We start from the raw sequence: 13,779 nt of genomic DNA on the forward strand, positions 1-13,779 counted from the left end.
ACTCAGGTGGCCTCGATGTCGAAGGGCGCCGGTTCTCCCGGCGCCAGGCGTTCGAGGGGTTTGACGGCCGGCGGGCGGGCAGCCGCCGGAACGGGTGCGGCACCGGACGCAGAAGCCGGTGTCGGCGGCTGCGGTGCGGGGGCAGGCGCAGAACCCGCCCGGGCAGCCGGAGGCCGGCCCTTCGCGGCCTGCGCGGCGTCTTCGAAGTCATCCAGCAGCGCTTCCTTGATGATGCGCCGCGGGTCGTATTGCCGGGGATCCAGCTTCCGCCAGTCCACCTCGTCTATTTCCGGGCCAACCTCTTCGCGCAGCTGCTCGCGGGCACCGCTGGCCATCCGCCGGACTTCCCGGACCAGCCTGGCCAGCTGGGAGGCATATTCGGGCAGGCGTTCGGGGCCCAGTATCACTACGGCGAGTACCGCCAGGATAATGAACTCGTAACCGTTGATTCCTACCACTCTTGAAGACTACCTTTTCCCGGGATCAGCAAGCCACTTTCGGGCATCCTAGATGCTCCAGCCCGCACGGGCGAACACGGCAAGCCCGCGGGCAATGCGTTCCATCGGTTCCGCGCCTGCACCGGGCCGGGCCAGCCGGGAGGACTCCAGCAGGGACAGTTCTTCCACTGCCCGGGGCAGTGACTTCACCGGCATGGTGGATTCGAAAGTATAGGTAACGCTCCCGGCGGCGACGACGGTCTGCCCGGGGTGCTCGTCGGAGCTGAACACCGCGGGGCCTTTGTCCGATCCAAGCGCCGTGAAACCGTCGGCGGCCACGGAATGGCCGGTAAAGGCGTTGACCACCGGCTGCCGGTCCTCCTCCGGCAGCGGGTGCTGCTCCACCAGCCGAATCCGCTCACCGGCGCCCGCGAAGACCATTTCGACGGCGGGGTGGCCCTGCACCTGCAGCGAACGCGCCGATTCAAGTTCCAGCCCCAGGTCCGCCAGTTCAGGGCAGGACCATCCGTGGCCCCGCAGCGACTGCAGCTGGTCCGGGCTGAGGGCAGCGGATCCGGAACCGGTCACTTCCTCCCAACCGGCCGCCATGGCCGTGCGCGTGCCCGTCTCCGGCGGAACTTCCAGCACAGTGCCAGCCGCGTAGGCCCCGCCCAAAAGCATTGCCGCTGCTGCAGCAACGGCCACACCCGCAGCAACAGCATGGCTGCGGCGGTCCAGCGGCGCCCCTTGCCGCTGGCTTCCGGTGACGGCGCCGCCCGCGGTATTGGATCCGTTCCCGGGTTCCCCACCGGCCTCCTGGTCCGCGCGTTCGGCGGTGGCTGCCGCAGTACCGGCTATCCGGGCAGCAAGGTCCGGCCCCGCGGCGGGAACACGCAGGGCCCGCAGCCGGCTGCGCAGCCGGCGCTCTTCGGCTACTGCCGCGCGGCAGGACGCACAGCGGGCGAGATGGGCTTCCACGGCATGCTGCCGCTCCGGCGTCATTTCGGCATCAACGTAGTCCCGCAGATACCTGGTGGGGTGTCGCACGGGTCAGTTAGCTCCCGCAACGCGAGGCAGTTTCAGCCGTGGCCGGGACAGCGGACGCTGCCGCGGGTCCCGGTGTGAAAGCTTCTCCTTGAGCATGGCCCGTCCGCGGTGGATCCGGGAACGCACCGTGCCGAGCTTGACGTCCAGCACCTGCGCCACCTCGTCATAGGAGAGCCCTTCGAGGTCGCACAGCACTACGGCCGCCCGGAAGTCCGGCGGCAGTTCCTCCAGGGCGCGGGCAATGTCCACATCCAGGTTGTTGAATTCGAAGCTGCGCTCTGGGCCGGGACCGTTGCTGGGCAGCCGGCTCTGGGTTTCCTCGGTCATCCCGTCAAAGCGGATACGGCTGCGGCGCCGGGCCTGGTCCAGGAAAAGGTTGGTGGTGATGCGGTGCAGCCAGCCGTCCAGCGTGCCCGGCTGGAAGTTTGCCAGGGAACGGAAAACGCGGACGAAGACTTCCTGCGTCAGATCCTCGGCATCATGCTTGTTGCCGGTCAGCCGGTAGGCCAGCCGGTATACCTTGGCGGAGTGTGCCTCCACCACTTCCTCCCATGAGGGGCGCACCCAGTCCGCAGCCATGTCTGCGGCTGCCGCATCCGGCGTCGTTGCCATAGTCTTCCTCCTTCCTTCCAGCATGCTTGGACCTGCTCGTTACTGCGTGCATCGTGACTGCGTGCATTGTGCTTGCGTCTATGGTGCTTGCGTCTATGGTGCCTAGCCCCAAATACCACGCGGAGCACCGATTAACAATGTTTACGCACCAATCTGGGAGTTGGCTGTTAGCACGCATGAACTTCCCGCACAAGACGCTCCGGCAGCGTGTACGGGGTTCGGCTGCGCTTGGCCTTAAGCTTGTGGAAGCAGCACCCCCTCCGCACCAGTACCGAAAGTGAAAACATGCGCGCCGACAAGCAGACCAGTTGGTCCTACACGGAGGCCCTGCCTACCGAGGATGAGGTCCTGCTCCGCGCGCGTGAACGGTCCTATGAGCTCGGCGTCAGCGCGGTGTCCAGCGGCGTGGGAGCCGCGCTGACCGTATTGGCCGCCGCAAGCAAGGCGGCCACCGTAGTGGAAGTAGGTACAGGCGCCGGGGTGTCCGGGGTGTGCCTGCTGCGCGGCCTGGGCTCAAACGCTGTGCTCACCACCATTGATTCGGACGTGGACCACCTCCGCGCAGCGCGGGAAGCCTACGCCGAAGCGGGGATCCCGGGCAACCGGACCCGGACCATCTCGGGGCGGGCCGCGGAGGTCCTCCCCCGGCTCACGGACGCTGCGTATGACATGGTGTTTATCGACGCCGACAAGCCGTCCTTCCCGCTCTATGTGACCCAGGCTGTGCGCCTGCTCAAGCGCGGCGGGCTGCTGGTGGTCAATGACGCCCTGGACCACGGCAAGGTTGCCGATCCGGCGGTCCGCGAAGCAACCACCAACACCATGCGCAAGGTCGGCAAGGCCATCCGGGAAAACGAGGAGCTTGCCTCGGCGCTGCTGCCCACCGGCGACGGCCTGCTGCTGGCCGTCAAAACCGCCTAGGCGGCGCCGCCGGAACGGTATCCGGCCAGGTACGCCAGCAGCAGGCGGACGCCAAACCCGGTGGCACCCTTGGTCTGCTCCCGGCTGTCCTTCGGGGCACGGGAGGGACCCGCAATGTCAACGTGCGCCCACGGGACTCCGGCGGTGAATTTCTCCAGGAACAGTGCGGCCACAATGGCGCCTGCACCGAACTTGGCCTTCACAGGCGCAATGTGGGACAGATCGGCGACGTCGGAATCCAGGATGCCGGCGTACTCCCGGACCATCGGCAGCTGCCACACGGCGTCGCCGGAAGTCTTACCCGCCGCTTCCAGCGCCGCCACCAGGGCCGGGGCGTTGCCGAACAGTGCGGCGTGGTTCAGGCCCAGCCCCAGGGCAGCCGCACCGGTGAGCGTGGCGACGTCGACCAGCACGTCGGGGGCCAGCTCGGCCGCTGCGTAGGCAAGGGCATCTGCGAGCACCATCCGGCCCTCGGCGTCGGTGTTGCCCACTTCCACGGTGGTGCCGTCATAGGTCCGGACCACATCGGCCGGACGGTAGGCGGCGCCGCCAATGGCATTTTCCGCAAGGGCCAGCACGGCGGTGACCCGGACGGGCAGTTCAAGTTCGGCTGCTGCTTCTGCCACGGCCAGCACGGCGGCAGCACCGGCCATGTCCGTTTTCATGGTCATCATCGCGTCCCGCGGCTTGAGCGATATGCCGCCGGAGTCGAAGGTGATGCCCTTGCCCACCAGGACCACGTGCGGTGCGGCCTTCTCCCCTTTGGGGACGTAGGCAAGCTCCACCAGCCGCGGCGGGTGCTCGGATCCGGAGCCCACGGCGAGCAGGCCGCCGAAGCCCTCGGCCCGCAGTTCATCCTCGGTGCGGACCCGGACCTGCAGGCCGCTGCGGACCGCGGCGGCCCTGGCCTGTGCTGCCATCCATTCCGGCGTGGCAGTATCGGCGGGGGTGTTCGTCAGGTCGCGGGCGTGCCACACGGCCCGGGCGGTGGCCAGAGCCCGGGCAGCGGCACCGGCTTCGAGTCCGGTCAGTTCCAGGTGCTCGGCGATCGGGGCCGGCGCCTGGGTAACTCCGGCCCGCGGCGGCCGGTAGCCCCCGAGCAGGAACCCCTCAAGGAAAGCTGCCTGTGCGTCCGGACCGAGCCCGTCCACCACGGAGCTGCGGATCCTTGCGCAGCCCATGGTGGCACGGGCGAGGGCAGCCCCGGCACGCCTCAGCGCTGCCGGGGATTCATCACCCGTGCCCACAAAAAGCAGTTTGCCGGGCAGGGCTGCTGAATCCCGGGGCGGTTCGATCACGAGGATCTCCCCGGCCCGGCCGGTCACTTTGGCGCTGCGCGCCCGGGCGGCAATGTCGGCGCCGTAGCGGACAGCTGCTTCCACCGCGCCGCGCCGCGGCTCCGGGACCGGATACGCCGCCTCTTCCGCATCGTCCTGTCCTGCCTCCACGGGAGCCGGGGCGATGGCCACGGCGAGCACGTCCACGCGCTCCTCCGCAGCCGGCTGCAGTCCGCTGCCGTTACCGGCCCTGCCTGTGCGTGCGTCCAGTCCGGCCAGGGCAGTGACTCCCGGCAGCGGTGCGGACACAAAGGGCGAAGCCGGAACGGAGCCGGTCTTGGACGAAGGCTTGGGAGGCAACTGCATGGGTTAAGGCTAGCCCGTCACACCCAAGAGGCAGTCCTTCAGCTTGCCCGCCTCTTCTGCGTTGAGCTCGACCACCAGGCGCCCGCCGCCGTCGATCGGCACCCGCAAGATGAGGCTGCGCCCCTCCTTTGTAACCTCCATGGGCCCGTCGCCCGTGCGTGGTTTCATCGCAGCCATTTCAGATTTCCCCTTTCACAGTGCGCCGGTTATCCCGGATCACCTGTAATCCGCTGCCGACGAAAGTAAAATATCCCTTCGGCAATTGCTGTCATTATTCCGTACAAGTACCGGGCAAACGAAATTTCGTGTGTTGCGCGCCACAACTCAGGGTGGATAGTCCCCTCCGCCGGGTAATTCCGTCCACCTCCATAGCCAAACAACCCACACAATCTGCAGGACGGCGAAGGCTGCAGCGACCGCTCCGCGGTAGGCCCTGGAGCGGCTGAGCCAAGCGGTGGAAAGGGCCAGCGGGAACAGGGGCAGCAGCAGTCGGAACGTGCTGGTTTGCGGATTCAGGAATACCAGCAGATAAAGCACGTAGCTGGCGCACCAAAGCTGAAGTTCCAGTCCCAGGCGGCGCACGGACGCTGACGAAAGGTAAACCGCGGCGGCCAGCACCAGAACCGCCAGCAGCACCGGTCCGAAGACTGAACCAAACAGGTGCTGCGACATGGTCAGCCACGGCTTAAACGGGATCAGGTCTCCGTACCGCCAGGCACTCTCGGTGTCCGTGTACGCCCGCAGGTCCCCGGTAAAGGCCCAGGCGATCGCCGGCCAGGCCAGTGCCGATACTCCGGACACGGCTGTCAGGGCAACCAGCCGCCAGGCCTGCCCGGGTGCCGGTTCCGTGTGCCGGCGGCGCGCCAAGCGCACCACGAACACCAGCCCGACGGCGAGCGCAAAGGGCACCCCCACCGGCCGCGACAGGCACATCAGGACCACCACCGGAATGGCGGTGAGGTAACGGCGGGAAACCAGCAGGTACAGGGCTGCGGCCAGCAGCAGCAAATTCAGGGATTCGGCATAGGGAACCTGCAGGATGGGCGACACGGGAAACACGGCCACAAACGCCAGGCCCCACATTGCGGTCCCGTGTTGTGCCCGCAGCCGGAACAGCCGGTAGACCACCAGCGCGGCGGCGAAGCCCGCCAAGGTGGCGGCAACCGGTGCCAGCACGTTCCACCCCAGCCCGGTGAGGGCGTCGAGGCCACGGACCAGCACGGGGAACAACGCGTAGAACGCCCACTCGTTTTCCTGCGCTTTTCCGGTAGGGTCCCGGGGCACAGCAGCGGGGTATCCGTCTTCGTAGATCCTTGAATACCACTGGGCGTCCCAGATGTTGATGAACTCCCCGTACGACGGCGACGCCTCGCCCCAGGGCCCGGCCGGCTGGAAGCGGGCCGCGGCAACCAGCACAGCGGCCGAGAACAGGCGGGCCGCGGCCCACAGGGCCAGGACCTGCGCGTACCAGGGCCACCGGGCCAGGGTGCCGGCCGCCCGACCCGCCAGGCCGGCCAGCTGCCCGGCCGGCGAGGGTGCACTGCCGCCGGGGCCCTCCGTGCGCCCATCAACAGCGCTGTGGTCTCCGGATTCCTCAGCCATTGCGCACCCAGCATCCGGCCAGATGGTCATTGACGTATCCGGTGGCCTGGAGCATTGCATAGGCGGTTGTTGGTCCGACAAACCGGAACCCGCGTTTTTTCAGGTCCTTGGCCAGTGCCGTGGATTCAGGGGTGATGGCCGGGATATCGGCGGCCGTCTGCGGTGCGGGCCGCCCGTCCGGGGCACGGTATCCGGCCAGGAGGCCGGAGAGGCTCTCCCCCTCCGGCAGTGCCAGCAGTGCCCGGGCGTTGCCGATCACCGCGTCGATCTTGGCCGCGTTGCGCACAATGCCGGTGTCGGCCATCAGGCGGGCCCGGTCGCCGTCGTCGAACGCCGCCACGCGCACGGGATCAAACCCGGCGAAGGCGGCCCGGAAAGCTTCGCGCTTGCGCAGGATGGTGATCCAGCTCAGTCCGGACTGGAAGGCCTCCAGGCTCAGCCGTTCAAAGAGCGCCGCCTCGCCCACCACCGGGCGGCCCCATTCGGTGTCGTGGTAGTGCATGTAGTCCTCGGTGGCCAGCGCCCAGCCGCAGCGCGCCAGTCCGTCCGGGCCCGGCACCGCGCTCATTCCCTGTCCCCGTCCGGGGCGGTGCCTGTTTCCCGCGCGCCTGCTTCCAACGCGCTGATCTTCGCATCGCGTGCCGCCAGGGCTTCCGCCAGCCGGTCCAGGACCGCGTCCACCTGGTCCATCCGGTAGCCGCGCAGGGCAACGGAGAACCGGAGCCCGCCCACGTCACCGGCGTCGGGGTGTTCGGGCAGCAGGACCGGCGGCAGGCGGGGATCCGGCTCCGGCAGGCCCTGTACAGCGTCCGCTGCGGCTTCGGCAGGACTGCCGGCCCGCAATCTGCCCGCACCGAGTACGGCCGCCAGGCCCAGGACGGCAATGGCTAGGAAAACCAGGAGGAGTGTCACACGACCATGGTGCCAGATGCCCCCGATGCCCCTAGGGCGCGACGTGCCCGGCGCTGTCGTTGATCATCAGCCGGACCGCTTCGGAGGGATCGTCCACCACGTGCAGGAGCCTGAGGTCAGTCTCGGACACCATGCCCTCCGCGAGCAGGCTGTCCCGGACCCAGTCCAGCAGCGGATTCCAGAAGTCGGAGCCGACCAGCACAATCGGGAAGGACGTGACTTTTTGTGTCTGGACCAGGGTCATTGCCTCAAACAGTTCATCCAACGTGCCAAACCCGCCCGGCAGCACAATAAAGCCCTGCGCGTACTTCACGAACATGGTCTTGCGCACAAAGAAGTACCGGAAGTTGACGCCCAGGTCCACCCACTCGTTCAGGCCGGTTTCAAAGGGCAGTTCGATGCCCAGGCCTACGGACAGCCCGTCTGCTCCCACGGCACCCTTGTTGGCCGCTTCCATCGATCCGGGTCCGCCGCCGGTAATCACGGCCAGCCCGGCTTCAGCGAGCAGCCTGCCCACTTCTTCACCGAGCTTGTAGTACCGCGAGCCGGGCACGCTCCGGGCGGAACCGAAAACGCTGACGGCAGGCCCAAGCTCGGACAGGGTGCCGAATCCCTCCACGAACTCGCTCTGGATCCGCAGCACCCGCCAGGGGTCGGTGTGGGTGAAATGCGTCGCGTCGGCGGAGTCCAGCAGGAAACGGTCCGACTGCGGCGTCAGGGCCGCACCCCGGCGCAGTTCCACCATCCCCCGCTTGCGCGGGCGGTCCGGGGACGTGGAACGGGGGTCTTCGCTGATAGGCATGCCTCTAGGCTAACCGCCATCCCGCTGCTGGCAACGAGCTTGGCCGCATCGGATCTCAAGGTCCGGGTTTGATTGCTCTTACGTCACAATTTCCCGTCGACGTGGCACGTGACACATACTGGCAACAATGTCTGGTTAGATTTTCCTTATGACCAGTGACACATCCGCAGGCATGTCCGCGCCTGAATCCGCTGCACCGCTTGTTTCGCTGAAGAACGTAAACAAGCATTTCGGGGACCTCCACGTCCTGCAGAACATCAATCTCGACATTGCCCGCGGCGAGGTCGTCGTCGTGATCGGCCCCTCGGGATCCGGCAAGTCGACGCTGTGCCGCGCCATCAACCGCCTGGAGACCATCGACGACGGCGAAATCACCGTTGACGGCGCCGTCCTGCCGGCCGAAGGCCGCGCACTGGCGAAGCTCCGCGCCGACGTCGGAATGGTCTTCCAGTCCTTCAACCTGTTCGCCCACAAGTCGATCGTGGACAACGTGGCACTGGGACCGGTGAAGGTCCGCAAATCCAAGCCGGCTGAAGCCAAGAAACTGGCCATGTCCCTGCTCGAACGCGTAGGCGTAGCCAACCAGGCCAACAAACTGCCGGCGCAGCTTTCCGGCGGCCAGCAGCAGCGCGTGGCCATTGCCCGCGCGCTGGCCATGAAACCCAAGGTGATGCTCTTCGACGAGCCCACCTCGGCCCTGGACCCGGAAATGATCAACGAGGTCCTCGACACCATGGTGGAACTGGCCAAGGACGGCATGACCATGGTGGTGGTCACCCATGAGATGGGCTTCGCCCGCAAGGCAGCGGACCGCGTGATCTTCATGGCCGACGGCCAGATCATCGAAGAAGCCACCCCGGAGGAGTTCTTCACCAATCCCAAGAGCGACCGGGCCAAGGACTTCCTCGGCAAGATCCTCTCGCACTAGCGAGTTCACCGCACCACCGGCAGTACCGCAGTACCGGGGTTTCACCAGTTGGGGGAAATCCTTATGAGGCTAGGTGCCCCGTTCACCGGGACACCGCAATGCAAGGAGAAATCATGCGCAAGACCCGTTACGCGGCGGCAGCCATTGCTGCCGTTGCAGCCCTTACCCTGTCCGCCTGCGGCAGCGATTCCGGTTCCGAGTCCGGGTCCGGCAGCTCCGAATCCGCCGGCGAGAAAATCCGCATCGGCATCAAGTTCGACCAGCCGGGCCTGGGCTTCAAGGACGGCAGCGAGTACACCGGGTTCGACGTGGACGTCGCCAAGTACGTTGCCAACGAACTGGGCTACCCCGAAGACCAGATCGAGTTCATTTCCAGCCCCTCCGCCCAGCGCGAGAACATGCTCGAGAACGACCAGCTGGACATGATCTTCGCGACCTACTCCATCACGGACACCCGCAAGGAAAAGGTGGCCTTCGCCGGTCCGTACTTCGTGGCCGGCCAGGACCTCCTGGTCCCCTCCGACAGTGACATCTCCGGCCCCGAGGACCTGGAAGGCAAGAACCTGTGCTCGGTCACCGGTTCCACCTCCGCGCAGAAGATCAAGGACAACTACGCCGCGGGCGTGAACCTGCTGGAGCAGCCGAGCTACGCCGAGTGCGTGACTGCCATGCAGGGCGGCCAGATCGACGCCGTGACCACTGACGACATCATCCTCGCCGGCCTGGCCTCCACGGACGCCAACAAGGGCAACTTCAAGGTTGTCGGCAACACGTTCTCCGAGGAGAAGTACGGTGTGGGCCTGCCGAAGGAAGGCGGGATCGTCAAGTGTGAGGACATCAACGCCGCGATCACCAAGATGATCGACGACGGTGCCTGGGAAGAAGCCATCAAGAAGAACACCGAGGGTGCCGACTACACCTTCAACGCAGAGCTGAACCCGCCGAAGATGGACGCCTGCGCCTAACCAGTTCCACAAGGTGCTGCGGCACCTTCCGTTCCACCCCGCGGCCGGGAAAGCCACCCGCTTTCCCGGCCCGGGCTTCGTCCACCATAAAGAGGTGAAACATGGAGGGTTTTACTGCCCTCTTCGAGCAGTACGACGTCGTCGGCGCTTTCTGGGTCAACATCCAGCTCACGTTCTGGGCGGCTCTCTGGTCGCTGATACTCGGCACCGTTCTGGCACTGATGCGGATCTCGCCGATCCCCAGCCTGCGATGGTTCGGTGCCGCCTACGTGAATATCTTCCGGAACACACCGCTGACCATCATCATGGTTTTCGGTTCGCTTGCGCTCTGGTCGCAGCTGAATATCAGCTTGTCCACGGACTTCACCACCAACTTCTTCCGGCTGGCGGTACTCTCGCTGACCATCTATCACGCGGCTTTCTTCTGCGAAGCCATCCGCAGCGGCGTGAACACCGTCCCCATGGGGCAGGCTGAAGCCGCCCGGGCCATCGGTTTGGGCTTCCTGCCTGCGGCACGGATCATCATCATGCCGCAGGCCTTCCGGGGAGCCATTGCCCCCATGGGCAACGTGCTGATCGCCCTGGTCAAGAACACCACCGTGGCCGCCACGGCGGGCGTAGCCGTGGAGACCTCCAGCACCATGAAAACCATGATCGAGTTCTACCCCAACCTCATGACGCAGATCTTCCTGACCTTCGCCATCGGGTACGTCATCATCGTTATCCCCATTGGCCTGCTCACCACCTGGGCCTCGAAGAAACTGGCGGTGGCACGATGAGCACACAGAACGTCCTGTTTGATGCCCCGGGGCCCCGCGCCCGGCGGACCATCATGTTCGCAAACATCCTTGGTGTACTGCTGGTCCTCGGACTGCTGTGGCTGGTGGTTTCGGCGCTGGCGGACAAGGGCCAGTTCGAAGCAGCCAAGTGGACGCCGTTCCTTGAGTGGAGCACTTGGCAGTTCTACCTGCTGCCCGGCCTGCTCTCCACGCTGAAGGCCGCAGCCGTTGCCGTCGTGGCATCCATTGTTTTCGGCCTGCTCTTCGGCATCGGCAGGCTCTCCCCCTTCAAGCCGCTGAACTGGGCCTGCAGCATTGTGGTGGAATTCTTCCGGGCCGTGCCAGTGCTGCTGATGATGGTGTTCTTCTACCAGTTCCTCTCCAAGTCCACGTCCGTGGACCCGGCTCAGGTTCCCTTCTGGGCAGTAGTCATTGCGCTGACCCTGTACAACGGTTCGGTGATTGCCGAACTGGTCCGCTCCGGTGTCTTCGGCCTGCCCAAGGGCCAGCGCGAAGCCGGCCTGGCCATCGGCCTCACGCCGGGCCAGTCGCTGCGGAGCATCGAGATTCCGCAGGCGCTGGTTGCGATGCTGCCGGCTCTGTTGAGCCAGTTCGTGGTGATCCTCAAGGATTCCGCACTGGGTACCTTCATCGGCTACACCGAACTGCTCGAAAATGCCCGCCGCCTCGCTTCCGGCGAGGGCAACATCCTGCCGGCCCTGCTGGTCACCGCGGCCATCTTCATCCTCCTGAACTTCCTGCTGACGTTCGCCGCCCAGCGCCTCTCCCGGCGTTTGGGGGCACGTGCCGGCAAGCTCCTCAAGATTGAAGACACCATTGAACCTGAGGGCGTCGAAGCCCCGGCCGGTGCCCGGTAGCCCAGCCCGGTAGCCCAGCCCGGTAGCCCAGCACGCACAAGAAAAAGGGGAGGACAGGCATCGCCTGTCCTCCCCTTTTGTGTTCCCCGACCCTTGCGTGTTCCCCGACCCTTCTGTGTTCCTCCGGTGTCAGGGCGGCGCTGCCGCTTAGCCCAACCAGGACCGCAGCGCGGCCAGGCAGTCCCGGATCGCACCGGCATGCACATGCTCGTTGTCCGTGTGGGCCAGCAGAGCATCGCCGGGCCCGAAGTTCACCGCCGGGATGCCCAGTTCACTGAACCGGGCGACGTCGGTCCAGCCATACTTGGGCTTGGGCTCGGCCCCGACGGCGGCCACAAAGCTGGCGGCGGCGGGCAGGGTCAGTCCCGGGCGGGCGCCGGCGGCGGCGTCGGTGCGGACCAGGTCGAAACCGGCCAGCAGGTCCCGCACGTAGGCTTCGGCCTCATCCACGGTTTTGTCCGGGGCGAAGCGGTAGTTGATCTCCACCGTGGCGGCATCGGGAATAACGTTGCCCGCCGTACCGCCCCAAATCCGTACGGCGTTCAGGGATTCGCGGTAGTCCAGGCCTTCCACGGACACGGTGGCCGGCGAGTGGTCCCGCAGCCGCACCAGGATTTCGGCCGCGCCGTGGATGGCGTTCTCTCCCATCCAGGCCCGCGCCGAATGCGCAGCCCGCCCGGCGGTGGTGGCATGGAACCGCATGGTGCCGTTGCAGCCGCCTTCCACAGTGCCGTTGGTGGGCTCCAATAGGATGGCGAAATCGGCCTTCAGCCAGTCCGCATGGCTGACGGCCAGCCGGCCCAGCCCGCTGAGGGAGGCCTCGACTTCTTCATGGTCGTAGAAAACGTAGGTGACGTCCCGGGTGGGTTCGGTGAGTGCAGCGGCCAGCGCCAACTGCACCGCAACCCCGCCCTTCATGTCCGTGGCACCGCGGCCGTACAGGACGTCGCCGTCCCGGGAGGACGGCACGGTTCCCCGTGATCCGGGCACCGTCGGCAGGGGCACGGTATCCAGGTGGCCGGCGAGGATGACCCGCTCTGTCCGGCCAAGATTGGTCCGGGCCACCACGGAATCCCCGTCCCGTGACACCTCCAGGTGCGGGTAGGCGCGCAATGCCGTTTCGACGGCGTCGGCGAGGGCCTTTTCATTGCCCGAGACGCTCTCGAAATCCATCAGGACTGCCGTCAGCCGGGCTACGTCGTCGGTCAGGTCCAGGGAAGTTGTGTCAGTTTCGGTCACCTTCCCACAGTACCGCTCGGTAGACTGGGGCCCATGACTTCAAGCCCTGCCCCAGCCCCCACTGAAGCAAGCACGGACTCCCGCACTGCCTCCGGCCTCGGCCTCGCCACGGTTGCCGCCGACGGCGCGGTGCTCGATGTATGGTTCCCCCGCCCGGTTCTCGGAGAGTCCGCCGCGGACTCCGCCCTGCACAGTGAACTGGAGGCCGCCGCCGAGGCGATGGCCGACGGGATCCGCGGCACGCACGGCGAAGTGCTGGACACCAGGATTGACCTCGATGCCGCACCAGCCGGCACCGCCGACGCCTACCTGCGCCTGCACCTGCTCTCCAGCCGCCTGGTCCGCCCCAACACCATCAACCTGGACGGGATCTTCGGCTCGCTGCCCAACGTGGTCTGGACCAATTACGGACCCTGCGCCGTCGCGGACTTTGACGCCGTGCGGCTGCGGCTGCGCAGCCGCGGGCCGGTGACGGTCTTCGGCGTGGACAAGTTCCCCCGCATGACCGACTACGTGCTCCCAGCGGGTGTGCGCATAGCCGACGCCGGGCGGGTACGCCTCGGCGCGCACCTGGCTGAAGGCACCACCGTTATGCACGAAGGCTTCGTGAACTTCAACGCCGGAACGCTGGGCACCTCCATGGTGGAAGGCCGGATTTCGGCCGGCGTGGTGGTCGGCGACGGCACCGACGTCGGCGGCGGTGCCTCGATCATGGGCACGCTGTCCGGCGGCGGCAAGGAAAAAATCACCCTCGGTGAGCGCGTGCTGCTGGGCGCGAACTCCGGTGTGGGCATCAGCATCGGCGACGACAGCGTGGTGGAGGCAGGCCTGTACGTCACGGCCGGTACCCGCGTCACGGTGCTCGGCGGCGGGGAGCCCCGGCAGGTGAAGGCCGCCGAGCTGTCCGGCGTGCCCAACCTGCTGTTCCGCCGTGACTCGGTGACCGGTGCCGTCCAGGCCCTGCCCCGCAACGGACGCACCGTGGAGCTGAATTCCGCGCTGCACGCGAACTAA

General features: G+C 66.6%; 16 protein-coding genes. 6 read left to right on the forward strand and 10 right to left on the reverse strand.

Annotated elements, in window-relative coordinates; all coding sequences use genetic code 11:
• Positions 1–2: 2 nt before the first annotated feature.
• Genes QNO06_RS12565 through sigE form a run of 3 tightly spaced genes read right to left on the reverse strand, consistent with a single transcriptional unit; the run spans position 3 to position 2,096 of the window.
• Complete coding sequence (locus tag QNO06_RS12565; RefSeq protein ID WP_227913619.1) at positions 3–458, reverse strand: twin-arginine translocase TatA/TatE family subunit; 456 nt, start codon at positions 456–458, stop codon at positions 3–5.
• Positions 459–506: 48 nt separating this feature from the next.
• On the reverse strand, positions 507–1,484 hold the full coding sequence (locus QNO06_RS12570; RefSeq protein ID WP_227913618.1) for a zf-HC2 domain-containing protein: 978 nt from the start codon (positions 1,482–1,484) through the stop codon (positions 507–509).
• Between the two features lie 3 nt (positions 1,485–1,487).
• The gene (gene sigE, locus QNO06_RS12575) at positions 1,488–2,096 is read right to left on the reverse strand and encodes an RNA polymerase sigma factor SigE (RefSeq protein ID WP_227913617.1); all 609 of its coding nucleotides are present in this window, start codon (positions 2,094–2,096) and stop codon (positions 1,488–1,490) included.
• 285 nt (positions 2,097–2,381) lie between these two features.
• Between sigE and QNO06_RS12580 the strand changes: the two genes are divergently transcribed.
• On the forward strand, positions 2,382–3,017 hold the full coding sequence (locus QNO06_RS12580; RefSeq protein WP_227913616.1) for an O-methyltransferase: 636 nt from the start codon (positions 2,382–2,384) through the stop codon (positions 3,015–3,017).
• Here the strand turns inward: QNO06_RS12580 and QNO06_RS12585 are convergent.
• From QNO06_RS12585 to QNO06_RS12610, 6 genes are all read right to left on the reverse strand, one after another.
• On the reverse strand, positions 3,014–4,660 hold the full coding sequence (locus QNO06_RS12585; protein ID WP_227913615.1) for a leucyl aminopeptidase family protein: 1,647 nt from the start codon (positions 4,658–4,660) through the stop codon (positions 3,014–3,016). The genes QNO06_RS12580 and QNO06_RS12585 overlap by 4 nt on opposite strands.
• 9 nt (positions 4,661–4,669) lie before the next feature.
• Entirely contained in the window at positions 4,670–4,837 is a 168-nt protein-coding gene (locus QNO06_RS12590; RefSeq protein WP_227913614.1) for a DUF3117 domain-containing protein, read from the reverse strand.
• A 147-nt stretch (positions 4,838–4,984) separates the two neighbouring features.
• Positions 4,985–6,262 (reverse strand): hypothetical protein, encoded by a 1,278-nt coding sequence (locus tag QNO06_RS12595; RefSeq protein WP_227913613.1) that lies wholly within the window; start codon positions 6,260–6,262, stop codon positions 4,985–4,987.
• A complete protein-coding gene (locus QNO06_RS12600) occupies positions 6,255–6,830 on the reverse strand; it encodes a DNA-3-methyladenine glycosylase I (RefSeq protein ID WP_227913612.1) in 576 nt (191 codons plus the stop codon). The genes QNO06_RS12595 and QNO06_RS12600 overlap by 8 nt, the downstream gene beginning before the upstream one ends.
• The gene (locus tag QNO06_RS12605) at positions 6,827–7,174 is read right to left on the reverse strand and encodes a DivIVA domain-containing protein (RefSeq protein WP_227913611.1); all 348 of its coding nucleotides are present in this window, start codon (positions 7,172–7,174) and stop codon (positions 6,827–6,829) included. The genes QNO06_RS12600 and QNO06_RS12605 overlap by 4 nt, the downstream gene beginning before the upstream one ends.
• Positions 7,175–7,205: 31 nt before the next feature.
• Complete coding sequence (locus QNO06_RS12610; protein WP_227913610.1) at positions 7,206–7,976, reverse strand: LOG family protein; 771 nt, start codon at positions 7,974–7,976, stop codon at positions 7,206–7,208.
• Positions 7,977–8,148: 172 nt separating this feature from the next.
• On the opposite strand from QNO06_RS12610, the gene QNO06_RS12615 reads away from it, so the two are divergent.
• The 4 genes from QNO06_RS12615 (at position 8,149) to QNO06_RS12630 (ending at position 11,526) form a co-directional block, all read left to right on the forward strand.
• Positions 8,149–8,904: an amino acid ABC transporter ATP-binding protein gene (locus QNO06_RS12615; RefSeq protein ID WP_227913875.1), complete on the forward strand. Its 756-nt coding sequence runs from the start codon at positions 8,149–8,151 to the stop codon at positions 8,902–8,904.
• Positions 8,905–9,017: 113 nt separating this feature from the next.
• On the forward strand, positions 9,018–9,869 hold the full coding sequence (locus tag QNO06_RS12620; RefSeq protein WP_227913609.1) for a glutamate ABC transporter substrate-binding protein: 852 nt from the start codon (positions 9,018–9,020) through the stop codon (positions 9,867–9,869).
• 101 nt (positions 9,870–9,970) lie between these two features.
• Positions 9,971–10,648: an amino acid ABC transporter permease gene (locus QNO06_RS12625; protein WP_227913608.1), complete on the forward strand. Its 678-nt coding sequence runs from the start codon at positions 9,971–9,973 to the stop codon at positions 10,646–10,648.
• Entirely contained in the window at positions 10,645–11,526 is an 882-nt protein-coding gene (locus QNO06_RS12630; protein ID WP_227913607.1) for an amino acid ABC transporter permease, read from the forward strand. Before QNO06_RS12625 ends, QNO06_RS12630 begins: the two co-directional genes overlap by 4 nt.
• 147 nt (positions 11,527–11,673) lie before the next feature.
• Here QNO06_RS12630 and dapE read toward each other — a convergent pair whose 3' ends face one another.
• Entirely contained in the window at positions 11,674–12,765 is a 1,092-nt protein-coding gene (dapE, locus tag QNO06_RS12635) for a succinyl-diaminopimelate desuccinylase (protein ID WP_227913606.1), read from the reverse strand.
• A gap of 33 nt (positions 12,766–12,798) precedes the next feature.
• Here dapE and dapD point away from each other — a divergent pair, with 33 nt between their 5' ends.
• Positions 12,799–13,779 carry a 2,3,4,5-tetrahydropyridine-2,6-dicarboxylate N-succinyltransferase gene (dapD, locus tag QNO06_RS12640; protein ID WP_227913605.1) on the forward strand — a complete coding sequence of 327 codons (981 nt, stop codon included), beginning with the start codon at positions 12,799–12,801 and terminating at the stop codon, positions 13,777–13,779.

This window comes from Arthrobacter sp. zg-Y20 (assembly GCF_030142075.1).
GTDB lineage: Bacteria > Actinomycetota > Actinomycetes > Actinomycetales > Micrococcaceae > Arthrobacter_B.